General features: G+C 61.5%; 15 protein-coding genes. 6 read left to right on the plus strand and 9 right to left on the minus strand.

All coding sequences use genetic code 11. The annotated features are described in order from the left end of the window. Positions 1-16: 16 nt before the first annotated feature. From CAF65_RS01990 to ribBA, 4 genes are all read right to left on the minus strand, one after another. Entirely contained in the window at positions 17-826 is an 810-nt protein-coding gene (locus tag CAF65_RS01990) for an ABC transporter permease (protein WP_007976227.1), read from the minus strand. A gap of 6 nt (positions 827-832) precedes the next feature. After that, complete coding sequence (locus CAF65_RS01995; RefSeq protein ID WP_085714763.1) at positions 833-1777, minus strand: ABC transporter permease; 945 nt, start codon at positions 1775-1777, stop codon at positions 833-835. Further along, a complete protein-coding gene (locus tag CAF65_RS02000) occupies positions 1774-2799 on the minus strand; it encodes an ABC transporter substrate-binding protein (protein ID WP_085714764.1) in 1026 nt (341 codons plus the stop codon). The genes CAF65_RS01995 and CAF65_RS02000 overlap by 4 nt, the downstream gene beginning before the upstream one ends. 233 nt (positions 2800-3032) lie before the next feature. Beyond that, on the minus strand, positions 3033-4142 hold the full coding sequence (gene ribBA / locus CAF65_RS02005) for a bifunctional 3,4-dihydroxy-2-butanone-4-phosphate synthase/GTP cyclohydrolase II (protein ID WP_085714765.1): 1110 nt from the start codon (positions 4140-4142) through the stop codon (positions 3033-3035). 70 nt (positions 4143-4212) lie between these two features. On the opposite strand from ribBA, the gene CAF65_RS02010 reads away from it, so the two are divergent. The 5 genes from CAF65_RS02010 (at position 4213) to CAF65_RS02035 (ending at position 10358) form a co-directional block, all read left to right on the plus strand. After that, entirely contained in the window at positions 4213-4509 is a 297-nt protein-coding gene (locus CAF65_RS02010; protein WP_085714766.1) for a DUF1330 domain-containing protein, read from the plus strand. A 948-nt stretch (positions 4510-5457) separates the two neighbouring features. Then, positions 5458-6126, plus strand: coding sequence for an ABC transporter ATP-binding protein (locus tag CAF65_RS02020; RefSeq protein WP_085714768.1), 669 nt, complete (start codon positions 5458-5460; stop codon positions 6124-6126). A gap of 1 nt (position 6127) precedes the next feature. Next, complete coding sequence (locus tag CAF65_RS02025; RefSeq protein ID WP_085714769.1) at positions 6128-8599, plus strand: FtsX-like permease family protein; 2472 nt, start codon at positions 6128-6130, stop codon at positions 8597-8599. Further along, positions 8589-9662, plus strand: a complete 1074-nt coding sequence (locus CAF65_RS02030) for a lipocalin-like domain-containing protein (RefSeq protein ID WP_085714770.1) — start codon at positions 8589-8591, stop codon at positions 9660-9662. Before CAF65_RS02025 ends, CAF65_RS02030 begins: the two co-directional genes overlap by 11 nt. Positions 9663-9779: 117 nt before the next feature. After that, positions 9780-10358, plus strand: a complete 579-nt coding sequence (locus tag CAF65_RS02035) for a hypothetical protein (protein WP_085714771.1) — start codon at positions 9780-9782, stop codon at positions 10356-10358. A gap of 366 nt (positions 10359-10724) precedes the next feature. Here CAF65_RS02035 and CAF65_RS02040 read toward each other — a convergent pair whose 3' ends face one another. The 3 genes from CAF65_RS02040 to CAF65_RS02050 form a co-directional block, all read right to left on the minus strand. Continuing rightward, positions 10725-12131, minus strand: a complete 1407-nt coding sequence (locus CAF65_RS02040; RefSeq protein ID WP_085714772.1) for a VOC family protein — start codon at positions 12129-12131, stop codon at positions 10725-10727. 271 nt (positions 12132-12402) lie between these two features. After that, complete coding sequence (locus tag CAF65_RS02045; RefSeq protein ID WP_085714773.1) at positions 12403-13359, minus strand: alpha/beta fold hydrolase; 957 nt, start codon at positions 13357-13359, stop codon at positions 12403-12405. A 22-nt stretch (positions 13360-13381) separates the two neighbouring features. After that, on the minus strand, positions 13382-14836 hold the full coding sequence (locus CAF65_RS02050) for an NAD(P)/FAD-dependent oxidoreductase (protein ID WP_085714774.1): 1455 nt from the start codon (positions 14834-14836) through the stop codon (positions 13382-13384). A 199-nt stretch (positions 14837-15035) separates the two neighbouring features. On the opposite strand from CAF65_RS02050, the gene CAF65_RS02055 reads away from it, so the two are divergent. Further along, entirely contained in the window at positions 15036-16109 is a 1074-nt protein-coding gene (locus tag CAF65_RS02055) for a diguanylate cyclase (RefSeq protein ID WP_085714775.1), read from the plus strand. A 62-nt stretch (positions 16110-16171) separates the two neighbouring features. Here CAF65_RS02055 and CAF65_RS02060 read toward each other — a convergent pair whose 3' ends face one another. Then, positions 16172-17041, minus strand: coding sequence for an oxaloacetate decarboxylase (locus tag CAF65_RS02060; RefSeq protein ID WP_085714776.1), 870 nt, complete (start codon positions 17039-17041; stop codon positions 16172-16174). 142 nt (positions 17042-17183) lie between these two features. After that, on the minus strand, positions 17184-18218 hold the full coding sequence (gene astA, locus CAF65_RS02065) for an arginine N-succinyltransferase (RefSeq protein WP_085714777.1): 1035 nt from the start codon (positions 18216-18218) through the stop codon (positions 17184-17186). Positions 18219-18236: the final 18 nt, after the last annotated feature.

An 18236-nucleotide genomic window follows, 5' to 3' on the forward strand; every position in this document is an offset into this window, starting at 1 on the left:
TCGTACTCCTGGGCGCTCAGGCGCTGATTTCGTTGCGCCGGCGCAGAGCGGCGGCGATCACCATGACCAAAACCGAGAGGCCGATCAGCAGCGTCGAGGCGACGGCGATCACGGGCGTCAGGTCCTGGCGCAGGGTGGTCCACATTTTCACGGGAAGGGTTTGCAGGGTCGGGCTGGCCATCATCACGCTCAGCACCACTTCATCCCACGAGACGAGGAACGCGAAGAGGGCGCCGGCCACCATACCCGGACGGATCGCCGGGAAGGTCACCTTGAACACCGCTTGCAGACGCGAAGCACCGCAGATCACCGCGGCATCCTCGATCGACTGATCGAACAGCTTCAGCGAGTTGATGATCGAGATGATGGTGAACGGCAGTGCGACGATGACATGGCTGACCACGAAGGCGAACATGGTCCCGGTGTAACCGAGTTTCAGGAACAGCGCGTACACCGCCACGGCGATGATCACCAGGGGCACGATCATCGGCAGGGTGAACAGGCCGTAGAGCATCTCCCGGCCGGGGAAACGGCCGCGAACCAGGGCGAACGCAGTCGGCAGGCCCAATGCGACGGCGAAGAACGTCGTCAGCACCGCAACCTTGAGGCTGGCCATCGCCGCGTTCATCCAGTCGGCATTGGAGAAGAACTGGCCGTACCATTTCAGCGTCCAGCCCGGAGGCGGGAACACCAGCCATTGTGACGAGCCGAACGACAGCAGCACGATGAACACGATCGGCAGCAGCAGGAACAGACCGATCAGCCCGGTGGTGGCGTACAGGCCGAAGCGCATGCGCCGGCTCATGGCATTGGGAGTCAGGAGCATGACGGCTTACCTCGCGTTGCTGGCGCCAACCGGGGATTCCGGCTGAAGCTTCAGGTAGAAGTAGAACAGCACCAGCGTGATCACGATCAGCAACGCGGCGCCGGCGCTGGCCAGGCCCCAGTTGAGGAACGACTGCACCTGCTGAATGATGAACTCGGGGAGCATCATGTTCTGCGCGCCGCCCAGCAGGGCCGGGGTCACGTAGTAACCGAGGGACATCACGAACACCATCAGGCCGCCGGAGAACAGCCCCGGCCGGCACAGCGGCAGGAACACCCGGAAGAAGTTGGTCCAGGGACTGGCGCCGCAGATCGAACCTGCCTGCAGGATCATCGGGTCGATGGCCTGCATGGTCGCCTGCAATGGCAGTACGATGAACGGGATCATGATGTAGCTCATGCCGATCACCACGCCGGTGAGGTTGTGCACCATCTCCAGCGGTTGATCGATGATGCCCAGGGCCATCAGCGCCTTGTTGATCACCCCGGAGGCTTGTAGCAACACCAGCCAGGAGTAGGTGCGGGCAAGCAGGCTGGTCCACATCGACAGCAGCACGATGTTCAGGATCCAGCGACCCCAGCCGCGCGGCACCAGGGTGATTGCCCAGGCCAGCGGGAAGCCCAGCAACAGGCTGAACAAGGTCACCAGGCCGGCCACCGAGAAGGTGTTCAGCAAGACCCGCGCATAGGCCGAGTTGGCGAACAGTTGCTCGTAGTTGCCCAGGCCCGGCACCGGTTCCAGCACGCCGCGCAACAGCAGGCCAATCAGCGGCGCGAGAAAGAACAGGCCGAGAAACAGCAGCGCCGGGAGCAGGTTACTGGCGCCACGCCAACGCTGTTTCAGCGACGGCGAGGGTTGCCTGGCAACGGTCTGGCCGGGTGCCGAACCGGCAGCGCCAGTGGCGCTCCCGATGGCCGTGGATGGATGAGACGCGGTTGCCGTCATTTTCATTTGACCAGCCATTCGTTCCACCGTGTCGCGATGGCCGGACCGTTCTTGGCCCAGTACGCGAAATCAAGAGTGATCTGATCCTTTGCGTAAGCGGTCGGCAGGTTAGGGGCCAGCACCGAATCCAGGCGCGCCACGCTGTCGACGTTGACCGGGGCGTAGGCGGTCAGGTTGGAGAAGTCCGCCTGGCCCTTGGCACTGCTGGCGTTGGCCAGGAACTTCATCGCCGCGTCCTTGTTTTTCGAACCCTTGGGAATGACCAGGATGTCGGCCATGACCAGGTTCTGTTGCCAGCTTACGCCGACCGGGGCGCCGTCTTCCTGCAGGGCATGAATTCGGCCGTTCCAGAACTGACCCATGCTCGCTTCACCGGAGGCCAGCAGTTGCTGCGACTGCGCACCGCCGCCCCACCAGACGATGTCTTTCTTGATGGAGTCGAGTTTTTTGAACGCGCGGTCCAGGTCCAGCGGGTAGAGCTTGTCGGCCGGTACGCCATCGGCCAGCAGCGCCAGTTCGAGCACGCCAGGGCTTGGCCATTTGTAGAGGGCACGTTTGCCGGGGTAGGTCTTGGTGTCGAACAGGGCGGACCAGTTCTGAGGTTTGCTGGCGCCGAGCTTGCCTTCGTTGTAGCCGAGGACGAAGGAGAAGAAGAATGAGCCGACACCGTGATCGGAGACAAAGCGCGGGTCGATCTTGTCACGTTCGATGACTTTGAAATCGAGGGGTTCGAGCAAGCCTTCGGAGGCGGCGCGCAGGGCGAAGTCGGCTTCGACGTCGACCACGTCCCACTGTACGTTGCCGCTTTCGACCATGGCCTTGAGTTTGCCATAGTCGGTCGGGCCATCCTGCACAACGGTGATGCCGCTGGCTTTGCTGAACGGGTCGGCCCAGGCCTGCTTTTGCGCATCCTGGGTGCTGCCGCCCCAACTCACGAAGTTGACGCTTTCAGCCGCCAGCAATGCCTGGCTGGTCACACTCAGCAGTCCCGCAAAAAGAACCGCGGTCGCACGTTTGTTCAACACCATTTTCACGCCCTCATTGTTGTGTTTATGAGCGGGGCTTTGAGTGCCCGCCTATCGGGAGCAACAAGTCCGTCCAGTCAGCTTCGACTGTCCGGTCTATGGAATATCATATTATGGTATTCCAAACTTTGTGCAAGCACTTTGCCGTACCGGCCATCAGCCAAAAAACAGTTTTTCAGTGGTTCCGAAGATTGTCCTGCGACGCAATGCCTTGTGGGAGCGGGCTAAACCAAGAGTCATTCGGCGAAAGGAATACTCTCCACCACCTCCAGGTCATACCCGGTCAAGCCCGCATATTTCAGCGGTGGCCCAAGGTGGCGCAGCTTGCCGACGCCAAGGTTTTGCAGGATCTGCGCACCGGTACCCACTTCCGAGTAGATCCGCGACTGCGAACGGCTGAACTGCCGTGGCGGCTGGGTCAATTGCGGCACACGCTCCAGCAACGCTTGCGAGGATTCGTGATTGGCCAGCACCACCACCACGCCGTGGCCTTCGCTGGCGACACGCTGCAAGGCCGCCCACAAGGTCCAGTTGCTCGGCCCGCTGTACTCGGCACCGACCAGGTCGCGCAACGGGTCGATCACGTGCACGCGTACCAGCGTCGGCTCATCGCGGCGCAGATCGCCCATGACCATGGCCATGTGGACACCGCCTTCGATGCGATCCTCGAAGGTGATCAGACGAAAGGTGCCGTGCACGGTTGGCAGATCGCGTTCACCGATGCGCACGATGGTGTGTTCGGTGCTGAGGCGGTAGTGGATCAGGTCGGCGATGGTGCCGATCCGGATCCCGTGCTTGCGCGCAAACACTTCCAGGTCGGGGCGGCGGGCCATGGTGCCGTCGTCGTTCATCACTTCGACGATCACCGAAGCCGGCGTGAAACCGGCCAGGCGGGCCAGGTCGCAACCGGCCTCGGTATGACCGGCGCGGGTCAGCACACCGCCTTCACGGGCGCGCAACGGGAAGATATGGCCGGGTTGCACGATGTCGGCGGGGCCGGCGTTGGCGGCGACGGCGGCGGCGATGGTGCATGCACGATCTGCAGCGGAAATGCCGGTGGTCACACCGACGGCGGCCTCGATGGACACGGTGAATGCGGTGCTGAACACACTGCCATTGCTCGGCACCATCTGCTCCAGGCCCAGGCGCTTGCAGTGTTCGTCGGTCAAGGTCAGGCAGATCAGGCCGCGGGCTTCACGGGCCATGAAGCTGATTGCCTCGGGGGTGCAGCAATCGGCGGCCAGCAGCAGGTCGCCTTCGTTTTCCCGGTCTTCATCGTCGACCAGCAGGACCATTTTGCCGAGGCGGTAATCTTCGATGATTTCTTCGATGCTGTTGAAGGCCATGCTGGAGTCTCGGTATTTATTGGATTGGTAATGTGGTATACCATAATACAAAATAAATCGAGAGATCACTATGAAGGCGTACTGGATTGCTCATGTGGATGTCACCGACCCCGATCAATACAGCCAATACACCCAGCGCGCGCCGAAGGCGTTTGCCTTGTATGGCGGTCGGATTCTGGCGCGGGGTGGGCGTAGCGAGGCGATGGAAGGCCGATCTGTGCCGCAACGCAGTGTGGTGATCGAGTTTGATTCCTATGAGCAGGCAGTGGCTTGCTATCACTCGGCGTTGTATCAGGAGGCGCGTGGGTATCGTGAAGGGGTGGCTTTGGCTGAGGTGATTATTGTCGAGGGCGTGGCGCCGCTCTGAATAGCGACTGAGTACATATCCGTTTTTTTGGTCACGGCGGCTGGCGGTTTCGCCCTTACGGCGAGTCCCTTTTGTCAAACGACACAAAAGGAACCAAAAAGTCTCGCCCCTTACGTACGGCCCCTCGCCAAGGCTCGGGGTTCCTTCGCTCCGGCATTCATCCGGGGTCATTGCCCTCCGGTCGGCTGCGCTCGACCTACATGCAATGAGTTCGACTGCGTCGAACGGCGCTGCGCGCCAGTCCCCGGATGAACGCCTCCACTCAGCCTGCCGAGGGGGCGGGTGGATCAAGATCAAGAGCGGCAGGCGAGCTAACGCTCGGCCTGTTGAGTGGTGAAGAGCATGGGTGTACGCAGCCCTGCTTTGCTCTGCTCTTCTGTAGGAGCGAGCCTGCTCGCGAAAAACGCCGGGACACCGCGGGGATTCAGACAGCCCGCGTCATCATTGACGACCATCGCGAGCAAGCTCGCTCCTACAGGGAAGCGCGTTCAATTGCGATCAGGCCGGCCGGTAGGCCGCCTCGCTTTGGCTTTTGATCTGCTTGCCCCCTCGAGAGGCCGAGCGCAGGTTCTGCGCAGTGGGCAACCCGGCATGGATGCCGGGTTAGCCGCGTACGGCCATGGATGGCCGATCGCGGCGGGCCCACGGAGCAGGACCGGAGCGAGGGCATGCCGAGCCTTGGCGAGGCACCGAACGTCAGGGGCAAGAGCCCTTGGTTACTTGGGGCTCTTCCAAGTAACCCGCTGTAAAAGCGGAACCATCAGTCGCCGTGACCACAGAAACGGATATGTACACCGATAAACAGACATCGTGCAGCCTTCGCGAGCAACCCCGCTTGTGTCTGGATCCAGGGCTAAGTTCTGGGGCGGAGCGGGGCGATGAGCGTCACCGGACAAATACCATTCAGGGCCGCTATCCTTGGGCCACGGATATCCAACAGGTTGCCCCATGCTTGAAGTCCACGGCGTTTTCAAAAGCTACGCCACACCGCAAGGGCCGCTGCCGGTGCTGCAAGGTGTCGACCTGAAGCTCAGGCCCGGCAGCAGCCTGGCGCTGATGGGTGAGTCGGGCAGTGGCAAAAGCACCTTGCTGCACCTGATCGCCGGGCTGGACAAGGTCGATCGCGGCAGCATCCGCAGTGGCGAGCATCGTCTGGAACAGATGAATGAAGGGCAACTGGCGAACTGGCGCCGTACGGAAATCGGCCTGGTGTTCCAGCAGTTCAACCTGATCGGCAGCCTGCGGGTCGAAGACAACCTGGCGATTCAGGCGCGTCTGGCGGGGCGCCACGACTCACGCTGGCAAGCGCATCTGGTGCGGCGCCTGGGCTTGGGCGATTTGTTGCGGCGCTACCCGGAGCAACTGTCCGGCGGTCAGCAGCAACGGGTCGCACTGGGCCGGGCGCTGGCGTCGCGCCCGCCATTGTTGCTGGCCGACGAGCCCACCGGCAGCCTCGATGAAACCACCGGCGCCGAGGTGCTGCAGTTGTTTCTGGAGTTGCTCGACGACAGCCCCACCAGCCTGCTGATGGTCACCCACAGTCCCGGCGTGGCGGCGCGGCTGGCGGAAAAAGCCTTGCTGTGCGGTGGTCGTCTGGCCAGTGCGGGCGAGCGCTGACATGCTCATCTTTGGCGAAACCCTGCGGGCACTGCTCAGCCATTGGCGGCAGCATCCGGTGCAATTTTTCAGTGTGCTGACCGGGCTGTGGCTGGCCACCAGTCTGTTGACCGGCGTCCAGGCACTCAACAGCCAGGCCCGCGACAGCTATGCCCGCGCCAGTCAGTTGATTGGCGGCGAACCTCAGGCCAGCCTCAGTGCACCCGGTGGCGGCACGTTCCCACAACAATGGTTTATCGATCTGCGCCAGGCGGGGTGGCCCGTGTCACCGGTGCTGCAAGGGCGGGTCACGCTCAAGGGGCACGAAGAGCAGCGCTTGCAGTTGATGGGCATCGAACCGGTGTCGCTGCCGGCGGGCGCGGCGGTGGCCGGGCAGGCCTTGGCGATTGAGCAGGTCGTCGGCTTTTTCAGCCCGCCGGGCAGTACCTGGATATCGTTGCAGACCTTGCAGGCACTGGGCTTGCGCGAAGGTGACCGGCCCCTGAACCTGGCTGGCGCGGCACTGCCGCCTCTGCATGTGCAGGCCGATATGGCGCCCGGGGTGCTGCTGGTGGACATCGGTTTCGCCCAGCAGATTCTGGGGTTGCCGGAGCAACTGTCGCGTTTGCTGTTACCGAAGGATTTCACCGTGCCGCTGCCAGACGCGTTCAAGGGACAGTTGCAACTCAAGAGCGCCGGTGAAGAAAACAACCTGACGCGCCTGACCGAAAGCTTTCACCTGAATCTCGATGCCCTGGGGGTGCTGTCGTTCGTGGTCGGTCTGTTCATCGTGCATGCCGCCATCGGATTGGCGTTGGAGCAGCGGCGAGGCTTGCTCCGGACCTTGCGTGCCTGCGGTGTGAGTGCGCGGATGCTGATCGCTTGTCTCGCCGTCGAATTGGGTGGGTTGGCCCTGATCGGTGGCGTGGCCGGGGTGGTCAGCGGCTACCTGTTGGCCGGCATGCTGTTGCCGGATGTCGCCGCCAGCCTGCGCGGCTTGTACGGCGCCGAAGTGGCAGGGCAGTTGAGCCTCAGCCTGTCATGGTGGTTCAGCGGTATCGGCTTGGGCCTGATTGGCGCGATGCTGGCCGGGGTCAACAGTCTGCTGCGGGCAGCGCGTTTGCCCTTGCTGGCGCTGGCCGACCCGCAGGCCTGGCATCAGTCCCATGCCCGCTGGTTGCGACGCCAGGGTGGGGTGGCGGCAATGGCCGGGGTGATCGCGCTGCTGGCGCTGATCTTCGGCGATAGCCTGGTCAGTGGCTTCGTGTTGATGGCGGCGCTGTTGATCGGCGCCGCACTGGCACTGCCGGTGGTGCTCAGTTCGCTGCTCAATCTCGGCTCGCAGCGCAGTCGCTCGGTGCTTGGCCAATGGTTTGTCGCCGATTGTCGCCAGCAATTGCCGACCCTGAGTCTGGCATTGATGGCGCTGCTGTTGGCCATGGCGGCGAATATCGGGGCCGGCAGCATGACCGCCGGCTTTCGCCAGACCTTCAGCGACTGGCTCGAACAACGGCTGACGGCCGAGCTTTACCTCAATCCACAGACCCCGGCCCAGGCCCGGGAACTGCACAGCTGGCTCAACCAGCAGCCGCAACTGGCGGCGGTGCTGCCCAACTGGCAGGTGTCGATCCAGTTGCAGGGCTGGCCGACGGACCTGTCCGGAATCATCGACCACCCGACCTATCGCCAGCACTGGCCGCTGCTCGAAACCTTGGGCGATGACCCTTGGGAGCGACTGGCCAAGGACGATGCGGTGATGCTCAGCGAACAACTGGCGCGGCGCCTGCAAGTGCGACTGGGCGATCACCTGACGCTGCCGACGCCGACGGGCCCGTGGTCGCCACGAATCGTCGGGATCTACGCCGACTATGGCAATCCCAAGGGCCACATTCTGGTGAACATCCGCCACCTGTTGCGCGGCTGGCCGCAACTGACTCCGAACCGCTTCAACCTGCGCATCGACCCGGCGTCGATCCCGGCGTTCGTCACGGCGTTGCAGGCGCGTTTTACCCTGGACGACAGCCGCATCGTCGATCAGGCGCGGCTCAAGGGCTGGTCCACGCAAGTCTTCGAACGCACCTTTGCCGCCACCGCCGCGCTCAATAGCCTGACGCTGTGCGTGGCCGGGGTGGCGTTGTTCATCAGTCTGTTGACCCAGAGCCAGAGCCGTCTCGGGCAACTGGCGCCACTGTGGGCGCTGGGCGTGACCCGTCGGCATCTGATGTTGCTCAACCTCGGGCAAACCTGGTTGCTGGCGCTGCTGACCCTGGTGCTGGCGTTGCCGTTGGGCATCGCCCTGGCATGGTGCCTGGACACGGTGATCAACGTGCAGGCCTTTGGCTGGCGCCTGCCATTGCGGGTGTTTCCATGGCAACTGCTGCAGTTGATGGGGCTGGCGCTGGTGGCGACGTTACTGGCCTCGGCCTGGCCGTTGTACCGTTTGTACCGCACGCAACCGGGGGATCTGCTGCGGACATTTGCCCATGAAGATTAAAGTCGGCGTGTTGCTCCTGATGCTGCTGGTGAGCGGTTGCGATCAACCGGCACCGGTAGAGAAGGGTTTTGCCGGGCTGGGCAACCAGGCCGCGGCGTTCATCCCGGTGGTGCCCGGTCGGGTGTTCAGCTTCCCGGCGGATCACGGCGCGCACGACGGCTTTCGCATCGAATGGTGGTACGTCACGGCCAACCTGAAGGACGATCAGGGGCATGAGTTCGGCGCGCAGTGGACGTTGTTCCGCAGTGCCTTGAAAGCCGCCCCCGAGGTGACGGGTTGGCAGAATCAGACGATCTGGCTCGGCCACGCGGCCGTAACGTCGGCGACGGCGCATCACGCGGCCGAACGTTATGCCCGTGGCGGCATCGGTCAGGCCGGTGTCAGCGTCGCGCCGTTCAATGCATGGATCGACGATTGGCAGTTGCGTAGCCAGGCGACTGCCGACAATCCTCTGACCGACCTGTTGCTCAGTGCTCGCGACAAGCGTTTCAGCTACCGGTTGCGGTTGACCTCGACAGGTCCGCTGGTGCTTCAGGGGGACCAGGGCTTCAGCCAGAAATCCGAACAGGGCCAGGCCTCCTATTACTACAGTCAGCCGTTTTTCCAGGCCAGCGGCTCCCTGGACATCGACGGCCAGACCTTCCAGGTCAGTGGCCCGGCCTGGCTTGACCGTGAATGGAGCAGCCAGCCCCTGACGGCCAACCAGAGCGGTTGGGACTGGTTCTCCCTGCACCTGGACAGCGGCGAGCAGGTGATGCTGTATCGCATGCGGCAAAAGGGCGGCGAGCCTTACCTCACCGGCACCTGGATCGACGCCCGGGGCCAGACACAATTGCTCCACGCCAGCGACATCAGCCTGACGCCTCAAGACAGCGCCCGCGTGGCCGGGCGCGAGATGCCTGTTCGCTGGTCAATCAGGATCCCCGCCAGACACCTTGAAATCGCCATCACCGCGCTCAATCCCCAGGCCTGGATGGATTTGCGCATTCCTTATTGGGAAGGCCCGGTACGCCTCAGTGGCAGCCATGCCGGGAACGGATATCTGGAAATGACCGGGTATTAGAAAATCAGTGCCTCGCGGCGTCCACTCGCCAAACAGCGTCTATGCTCATCGCACACATGGCGTTGAGCCTGGCTTCAACGTCGTCTGTTGCCATCTATCACAGGGAAAGTTCTGCCTATGAAACGCCACGCACTGACCAAAGCCATCACCTTCGCTACTTTGCTGTCTGCCGCCAGTTTTGGCGCGGTTGCCGCCGATATCCCGTTGTCCGAAGTCGTGGTGGCTGATCAGGTCTCCACCCAAGTCGTTTCGGTAGATACCGCGAACCGATCCGTGGTCCTTAAGGGCCCGCAGGGTAATGAGTTCCCGGTGCAATTGACCGACAAGGCGAAAAACCTCGACAACCTCAAGGCCGGCGATACCGTCGATATCAGGATCACCAGCGCTGTTGCAGCCTACCTCGACACCGATGTCGACAAAGGCCTGCCAGGCACCGCCGAAGCCAGTGGCGAAGTGCGTGCGGCACCCGGTAGCGCCAACCCCGGCGGTGAGGCTTACCGTCAGGTGAAGGTGCAGCTGAAAATCACCCATATTGACCTGAAGAAAAACCAGGTGACCTTTGAAAACCCGCAAGGCAAGTCCAAGACGGTTGACGTCAAGCGACCTGAAGTCCAGGCCAAACTCAAGGAGTTGAAAGTCGGGCAAAGTGTGAATGTGGTTTACACCGATATATTGACGGTGACCAGTAAGCACTGATATTGGTTTTTGGCTTTATACAGGTTGATTGTTTCTGTGCAGTTTTTGTATAGGAATAATCAACCTTACTGGTCGAACTGGTGAGTTCGTTGCTCGGTGCTGGATTGGATTTAAGTAGACATCTGATTAAATATGGTGTCGATAAATTTCATGTTCAACACACGGACATATTAAGCTACTTCTACTAAAATGCTTTCCGTTCGCCCAGTGCAGGGCTCTTTACCAGTGCATGGATTGCCGAGGCCAGTGCACTGGGCGAACCCTTTGCATGCTGTATTGAAAGTTTCAGATATAAAAGACGGGCGACCTGCGGGTCGCCCGTTTTTTTTTGCCGAGTCCTGTTTTTATGCAGTTGTGAAAAGTCGTTCAGTCAGACTTTTTATTGATTTGGACAACATCGGCCAACGCGGCGAAACACTGTTCGATCGAGCGCTGCTGGCTCTGGGCATACAGCCCCAGTTCATCGATCGTCGGCCGCCCCAGGGCTTTTTCGAACGCTTGCTGATTGGAGTGCACACCGTAACGGGTCTGCGCCGCGTCCCCCAGGTTCGACTGGAAAATTCCCGCCGCGCTGACTGGCAGGAAGTCTTCGTACACCAGCGGCTCAACCCGCAGGTAACCGCTACCGAGCAGGTCTTCGAGGGCGGCGTTTTTCAGGTCGCCTGCCGCCAGGCCTTTTTCCGTCACGAAGTAGCGGAAGTAAGCCAGGCCCTGTTGGCGCATGCCTTCCCAGGTGTCGGGGAACTCGTTGAAATGCTGCGCCATCAGGGCGTTGTAGCGCGCGGCGTTGGCTTCGTTGGGGAAGTCCTTGAGTTCGTCCCGTGCGGCATTGAGCAAGCGGTCGTACAGTGCGCGGCCCTTGGGCGTGAGGGCGGCACCGCGCTGTTCGATCTCGCCGAAGCGGGCGCTGTGGCTGCCGTGAGCCTCGTTTTGATCGGTGAAGGCAATCGGTTCGTCGAGGGCCTTGAAACTGGTCTGGCGCAGCAGGATCGGGCACTGGCGGCGGGGCGGGCCTTCGATCACTGCTTTGGGGGTGATGCCATGGGCCGGCATTTGCGCCTGGACGATGTCGATGTCCAGGGTCCGTGGAGTCAGGTGGTTGATGTGCGGCCCCTTGAACGCCACCACGTCGGCGATCAGCCGATGCTGGGCGCTGAGCTTTTGATACTGCTCGGCAGTGACGGTGGCGCTGTGGTGCCAGCGAAAGGTTTCCAGGGCCTGTTCGACGAACTCCAGGGCTTCCGGCTCGGTCAGGCCACCTCGGGATTCGGCACGCTCGATGAGCGTGAGGGCCGTGGGGGTGAAGATCGAGCGCTGGTCGAGCATCGACTGGGCAAATGTTCGCAGCTCCAGGTCTTCGATCAATTCCAGGCGCAACAGCGAGGTGAACACCCGGAACGGGCTGACCTGCAACGACGCTTCGTGCACCGCGCGAAATGCCGTGGAATGCACCGGCACGCCGGCCGGCGTCAGGTCGTAGTAACCCACCGGTTGCATGCCCATCACCGCGAACAGGCGGGCGAGGGTCGCCAGTTCATCGGCTGTACCGACACGGATAGCCCCATGTCGCTCCAGGTCCAGACGCTCGATTTCGCCGGTGCTCGTGAGCTGCTGCAGGAGTTGCTGATCGCTTTCCAGCACGTGACGGTTGGTCTGTTCCACCAGTTCCATCAGCGCGCCGTACAACGGCACCTCCTCGCGGTACATGTCAGACATCGCTTTGGAGAAGCGTTGGCGGATCAGGTCAGGGCTGACGAAGTTCGGGTGATTCATGAACAGGATTCCTGGCGCGGTGACGTAAAGGATGGACGAAAGATCGCAGCCTTCAGCGACGCCGACAAACGAAGTTTCTGACGAACTTCATTCTGCAAAGGACTGCAAGGGGGCGTTCTCGATTAGTTTCCTCACCGCGTTGTGCCTTAAAGCTGGCCAGGCAAGGCGTAGGCCGCTGGGAATGGTTGTTCCCTTACCAAGGCTTGCAACGCAGCATGGCCAGCTTTAAGGCACAACCCGGTGCGGTAGGGAAACTATTTGAGAACGCCCCCTAGTGCTGTCGTTGATCCTGCGGGCTCTCCGAGCGCAGCGATGCCAAAAACTCGCGATACAGGCGCGCCGAACCGGTGGGGGCTTCCACCATGGGCATGTGCCCGATGGCGTCCCAGATATGCACGCGCAAGTCGACGATGCCCTTGCTCCAGACCGCTACGCTGCTGACATCGATCAGCCGGTCCTTGCGCCCCCATAGCAACAGTGCCGGGGCGCTGATGTTGGGCAGGTGCGGCTCCATTGGCGGGCTGGCGCGGAACTCCCGGAAGATTTCTTCCAGCTCCTCGCGGGATTGTTCATAGCGCTGGGCGACGGCATCGAGCACGAGTTTGGGTACCCAGGGTGGCGAAGCCATGGTCATGGCGTAGAAACGCCGGAATTCCTCCCGCGAATGAATCAGAAACGGGTTGTGGCCCTTGGCCAAATGCCGCTCAAGGTCGCTGGGCTCGGGCGAGGTGACGCCGGCCGGGTCGATCAGGGCCAAGGACACAATGCGCTCCGGGTAGTTTGCCGCGAGCCACGCGGCCATGTAGCCACCCATGGAGTTGCCGATGACATGCACTTTCTCGACCCCGCACACGTCCAGCAGCTGGATCATGCGCTTGGCCTGCAGCGGGATGTCGTAGCCGCCGCCAGCCTTGAAGCCGGTTTCGCCATGGCCGGCGATGTCCGGGATGATCACCCTATGGCTGCCGACAAAGTGCCGGGCGAAACGCAGCCAGAGGTTCTTGTCGGCGCTGAAGCCATGGAGCATCAGCACATTGCTGGTGGCTTCGTACGGCCCGCCTTGCCAGGTCGAGACGGTCATCTCGGGGATGGGCACGACGATTTTGTGCAGCCGGTACAGCTTGGCCTCGGTCGCCATGTTCAAGTCATAGAGCCAGTAGCCAATGGCCGGGTAGGTCAACCAGCTCCAGGCGACGAAAACTGCGAGAACGACGAATAACAAAAGCATCATGCGTCTCCCTTCTATCTGCTCAGGACAAAATGTGATCGGCGGGTTTCAGCGCTCGGGTCAAACGATGAAAACTGAAGCTGAACCCCGGAAACATGGCAATCACATGACCGCTCTTGCTTTGGTACCAACTGTGGCAACCACCGGACTTCCACACGGTACGTTCCATTTCCCGGTGGATCATTTCAGTGTAGGTACGTTCCGCCTCATGGCGAACTTCGATGCTGCGTAAACCTTGAGCCCTCAAGGTGCGAATGCAATCGAGGATGTAGTTCATCTGGGATTCGATGATGAATAGCGCCGAGGTGTGGCCGATGCCGGTGTTCGGCCCGGTGACGATGAACAGGTTGGGGAACTCGGGCAGGGCTGTGCCGAGGTAGGCCCGCGGGTATTGCGCCCAGACCTCTTTCAGGCGGGTGCCGTTCTTGCCCGTTACCGGGTAGGAAATCACCCCGTCGGTAGCATCGTAGCCGGTGGACCAGACGATCAGGTCCAGGTCGATGTGGTGGCCATCGAGGGTAACGATGCCGGTTTCGTCGATGCAAGCGATGCCTTGCTCGCGGCTGTGCAGCGTCACGTTGCGGCGGGCCAGTGCCGGGTACAGCGTACTGGACAGGATCACCCGTTTGCAGCCGATGGTGTAGTCCGGTGTCAGTTTGCGCCGCAGTTCGGCGTCCGGTACCTGGCGTTTGAGAAAACCCAGGGCCTGGCGCTGGACCATGTGCACCGCCGGCTTCGAATACTTGAAGGCAATCACCCGGGTTTCGAATTGCCAGTAGATTGCCCAGCGCAGCAACTTGTAGGCGGGCTTGAGCCCCAACAGCCAGCGCTGCAAGCAGCCGAAGCTGCGGTCAGCCCGGGGCAATACCCAGTGAGGTGTGCGCTGGAACACATGCAAGTGCCCGACGTCTGGGGCAATCGCCGGAATGACCTGGGCCGCACTGGCGCCGCTGCCGACGATGGCCACGCGTTTTTGCCGGTAGTCGTAGGTGTGATCCCAGTTGTTGGTGTGGAAAGTCTTGCCCCGAAAGCGTTCCTGTCCGTCGAAGTGCGGTACCACCGGTTGGCTCAGCGGCCCGGTCGCGTTGATCAGGAACTGCGCGCAAAACGTGCCTTTGCTGGCGGTGAACAGCGTCCAGCGCTTGTTGGCGTCGTCCCATTCGACGCGCTCGACATTGGCGTCCAGTTCCACCTTGTCCCGCAGTCCGAAGTGTTCCACCACATGGCGGGTGTAGCGGTGCAGTTCGGCCTGTCCGGCGAACATTTGCGTCCAGCGATACGGAGCGAAAGACAAGGAGTACAGCGGCGAGGGCACGTCGACTGCCGCGCCTGGGTAGGTATTCTGGCACCAGGTACCACCGAAGAAATCCCGTCGTTCCAGCAGGCGGAAATCGTCGATGCCGGCCTTGAGTAAATTGATTGCGGCACATTGGCCACCAAAACCGCTGCCGATGATCAATACTTGAAAGGTCTGCATGGGCCTCCTCTTATGGTCATTGATCAACCCCTTCTTTCATGTATAGCCGTTTCTGGAGACGAGGCTTTTGCTTTTACACGAGCGTGATGTCGCGATATTCAGCCTGCCAGTCGGTGATGGCTATTTAATCTCGTCCTGATAGACTCCAGCGCAGAGGCACAGGCTGTTATCGCATTCCGTCGAGTGGGACAGAGGCCCTATGGCAAAAACGGGAGGAAAGGGATTTTCATTGGCCAGGAGGCTCTATACATCGCGAATCCTGGGGTTGGCCCTGGGATTGGTTTGCGTGAGCGTAGCGATGTATCCACTCGATCCTGCGCCTTGGGTCTGGGGTTTCATGTGGTTCAATGGCCTGGTCTGGCCGCACCTGGCATACCAATGGACGCGTCGGGCCAGGGCGCCCTATCATGTCGAACACCGCAACCTGCTGATCGATGCCTTTCTCGGCGGCTTCTGGATTGCCGCGATGCAATTCAATCCACTGCCCAGCGCGTCCACTATTTCCATGATGGCCATGAACAACGTGGCCATCGGCGGCATGCGCTTCCTGCTGGCCGGGACTGCCGCGCAAGTGCTGGGCGTCTGTGTCGGCCTGCAGATTTTCGCCCCGGCGTTCATTCCTGCCACCAGCCCGGTGCAGCTCTATGCCTGTTTGCCGTTGCTGTGCCTGTATCCGCTGGCGCTGGGCTGGATCTGCTTCCGCCAGGCCCATACCCTTGGCCGTCAGAAGCGTGAACTGCTGGCACTGAGCCGCACCGACAGCCTGACCGGCCTGCTGAACCATGGCGCCTGGAAGGACCAGCTGGAAGTCGAGTTCCAGCGCTGCAAACGCCAGCAAAAAGGCGGGGCGATTGCCCTGATCGACATCGACCATTTCAAGACCATCAACGACACCTATGGCCATGTTGCCGGCGATATCGTCTTGCGCAAGTTGAGCAAAATGCTCAGGCAGAACCTGCGGGCGACCGATGTGGCGGGGCGCTACGGCGGTGACGAATTCTGTGTGATCCTTCCGGACCTGCCCCTGAACCGCGCCGCCGCCATCATGGATACCCTGCGTGATCGCTTCGCCATCCTGGGGTACGAGCAGAGCCCGGCGCTGAAAGTCAGCCTGAGCATTGGCCTGGCATCATTCAACCCGGCCCATTCCGACGCGACGCTTTGGCTCAACGAGGCCGATCATGCGTTATACGAAGCCAAGACCACCGGGCGTAACCGAGTGATCTGTTGCAGTGACGGAAAACCCTATCGCGAACTGCTCGACTCGGCGTGACCTGTGGGAGCGAGTCTGCTCCGGGCGGCGATCCGACGATGGCGGCGTATCGGTTTAAAGCGTCACTCCTTCACGCTCATGAACTCCTCCGCGTAGCGGATGTATTCCTCCGGTTGCGTGTAGGTGTGCGTCAGCTCGGTCGCGCTCAGGTCCGATGTCTGGGTGAGGATCTGGCGTTGCTCGCGCAGGCTGTCGTAGGTCGCCTTGATCGCAGCGAAGTACGCACCATGGCCGTCGATGGTCACGCGGACACCCAGTTCGGCCAGGCGCTTGTCATCGCGTAGCAGCGGGTTGCCGTAGGTCACCAGCATCAGCGGCACGCTCAGGTGCTCGGCGATCTGCTCCAGATGGTCAAAGTCCTTTACGCCCACCATGCAGATGCCATCGGCCCCGGCGCGCTGGTATTGCCGGGTGCGGCTGATGATTTCCTGAACCGGCAGAATCCCTGCATGGGTGCGGGCGATGATCGCCATTTCCGAATCGCAGCGGGCTTCCAGTGCCGCACGGATCTTGCCGACGCCTTCGGCGACCGTGATCAGGTCGGTGGATTTGCGGCCGAACTGCGCGGGCAGCAGGGTATCTTCGATGGTCAGCGCGGCGACGCCGGCACGCTCGAGTTCGACGATGGTGCGCATGACGTTGAGCGCGTTGCCGTAGCCATGGTCGGCGTCGGCAATCACCGGCAACTGGGCGACACGGCCGATACGGGTGGCCTGTTCTGCGAACTCGCTGAGGGTGATCAGGGCAAAGTCAGGGGCGCCCAGCACTTGCAACGAGGCGACCGAACCACCGAGGATCCCGACCTCGAAGCCCAGGTCGGCGGCAATACGGGCCGACATCGGGTCGAAAACCGAGGCTGTGTGGTAGCAGGTGTCGGAGGCGAACAGTTGGCGAAAGTTGCGGCGCAAATCTTGATGGGAAAGCCTGGACATATGAGTTCCACCAATGGAATGGAAGGGCTTGAGCAAAAGTGTCAACGCCGAAGAAATAAAAGGCTATCACGCGCGCAGGGGGAGAATGATGACGAATTTGCTGGGTTCGGCAGATTGACGTTGCAACGATGAACCTGATAGGTCACGCAGCCACTGTCTGTTGCCATTGGTCAAGCAACGGCACGGCGCGCACCAAGTCACCGGGTTGTAGCTGCAAGCGCTTGGCGGTCAGGCGATCGACCACCAGGCTGCTACCCGACAGCCAGGCCGGGGCGCAGGTAATGCGACAGTTTTCCAGGCGGCGATTGTGGATCAGCCAGATCGGCGCTTTATCGTCCGGCGAGCCGATGACCAGTGACAGCGGTTGGCTGTCGCGCACGGTGCGGATCCCGGAAACCGGGGCTTCAATGACCGGTCCGCCGTCGAAGATATCGATGTAGCCCTTGTGGGCGAATCCTTCGGCGCTGAGGATTTTCAGGGCCGGCCCGGTATTCGGGTGGGCCTTGCCGATCACCGCCTGGGCCTGTTCGGTGAGCAGGCAGGTGTACAGCGGCTGGCGCGGCATCAGTTCGGCGATGAACGATCTGTTGCCCAGCCCGGACAAGTAATCGGCATGGCTGAAATCCATCTTGAAGAAGTGTCGGCCGAGGCTGTCCCAGAACGGTGAACCACCTCGTTCGTCGGCACTGCCACGTAATTCGGCGATGAGCCGGTCACCAAACAGCTGCGTAAATTCGGCCACAAACAACAAACGCCCGAGCGACAGCAAACGACCGTTGCTTCCCTGGCGCTGATCGGGGCGCAGGTACAACGAGCAGACTTCCGATTGTCCGGTCAGTTCATTGCTCAGGAACAGGGTCTGGATCTGGCGCTGGATGCCCAGGTCCGGTGAAGCACTGACCGTCATTCCGACCCGGTAGTTGTACCAGGGCTCGCGCAGGCCGACCCCACCCTTCAGGGCGCTGACACCTACCACTTGCTGCTCGTCGTCCTCGAGTACGAACAGATAATCGGCATCGGCCCGATCGACCTGCCTGGCGAAGGTGCGTTGAGCCCAGCGGATCCGATAGGCCAGTCGTTCTTCGTTGGCCGGCAGGCTGGTAAGCCCCGGAGCCGCTTGACGGACCAGTGTGAGCATGGCGGGCAGGTCGGTGATCTGGACCGGACGGACAATCATGTGGCTGTTCCTTGTTCG

This window comes from Pseudomonas sp. B28(2017) (assembly GCF_002113025.1).
GTDB lineage: Bacteria > Pseudomonadota > Gammaproteobacteria > Pseudomonadales > Pseudomonadaceae > Aquipseudomonas.

What these genes read in the sequence shown, in the direction of transcription:
- CAF65_RS01990 (WP_007976227.1), bottom strand. Translation starts at nt 826, where the DNA reads ATGCTCCTGACTCCCAATGCCATGAGCCGGCGCATGCGCTTCGGCCTG.
- CAF65_RS01995 (WP_085714763.1), bottom strand. Translation starts at nt 1,777, where the DNA reads ATGAAAATGACGGCAACCGCGTCTCATCCATCCACGGCCATCGGGAGC.
- CAF65_RS02000 (WP_085714764.1), bottom strand. Translation starts at nt 2,799, where the DNA reads ATGGTGTTGAACAAACGTGCGACCGCGGTTCTTTTTGCGGGACTGCTG.
- ribBA (WP_085714765.1), bottom strand. Translation starts at nt 4,142, where the DNA reads ATGGCCTTCAACAGCATCGAAGAAATCATCGAAGATTACCGCCTCGGC.
- CAF65_RS02010 (WP_085714766.1), top strand. Translation starts at nt 4,213, where the DNA reads ATGAAGGCGTACTGGATTGCTCATGTGGATGTCACCGACCCCGATCAA.
- CAF65_RS02020 (WP_085714768.1), top strand. Translation starts at nt 5,458, where the DNA reads ATGCTTGAAGTCCACGGCGTTTTCAAAAGCTACGCCACACCGCAAGGG.
- CAF65_RS02025 (WP_085714769.1), top strand. Translation starts at nt 6,128, where the DNA reads ATGCTCATCTTTGGCGAAACCCTGCGGGCACTGCTCAGCCATTGGCGG.
- CAF65_RS02030 (WP_085714770.1), top strand. Translation starts at nt 8,589, where the DNA reads ATGAAGATTAAAGTCGGCGTGTTGCTCCTGATGCTGCTGGTGAGCGGT.
- CAF65_RS02035 (WP_085714771.1), top strand. Translation starts at nt 9,780, where the DNA reads ATGAAACGCCACGCACTGACCAAAGCCATCACCTTCGCTACTTTGCTG.
- CAF65_RS02040 (WP_085714772.1), bottom strand. Translation starts at nt 12,131, where the DNA reads ATGAATCACCCGAACTTCGTCAGCCCTGACCTGATCCGCCAACGCTTC.
- CAF65_RS02045 (WP_085714773.1), bottom strand. Translation starts at nt 13,359, where the DNA reads ATGCTTTTGTTATTCGTCGTTCTCGCAGTTTTCGTCGCCTGGAGCTGG.
- CAF65_RS02050 (WP_085714774.1), bottom strand. Translation starts at nt 14,836, where the DNA reads ATGCAGACCTTTCAAGTATTGATCATCGGCAGCGGTTTTGGTGGCCAA.
- CAF65_RS02055 (WP_085714775.1), top strand. Translation starts at nt 15,036, where the DNA reads ATGGCAAAAACGGGAGGAAAGGGATTTTCATTGGCCAGGAGGCTCTAT.
- CAF65_RS02060 (WP_085714776.1), bottom strand. Translation starts at nt 17,041, where the DNA reads ATGTCCAGGCTTTCCCATCAAGATTTGCGCCGCAACTTTCGCCAACTG.
- astA (WP_085714777.1), bottom strand. Translation starts at nt 18,218, where the DNA reads ATGATTGTCCGTCCGGTCCAGATCACCGACCTGCCCGCCATGCTCACA.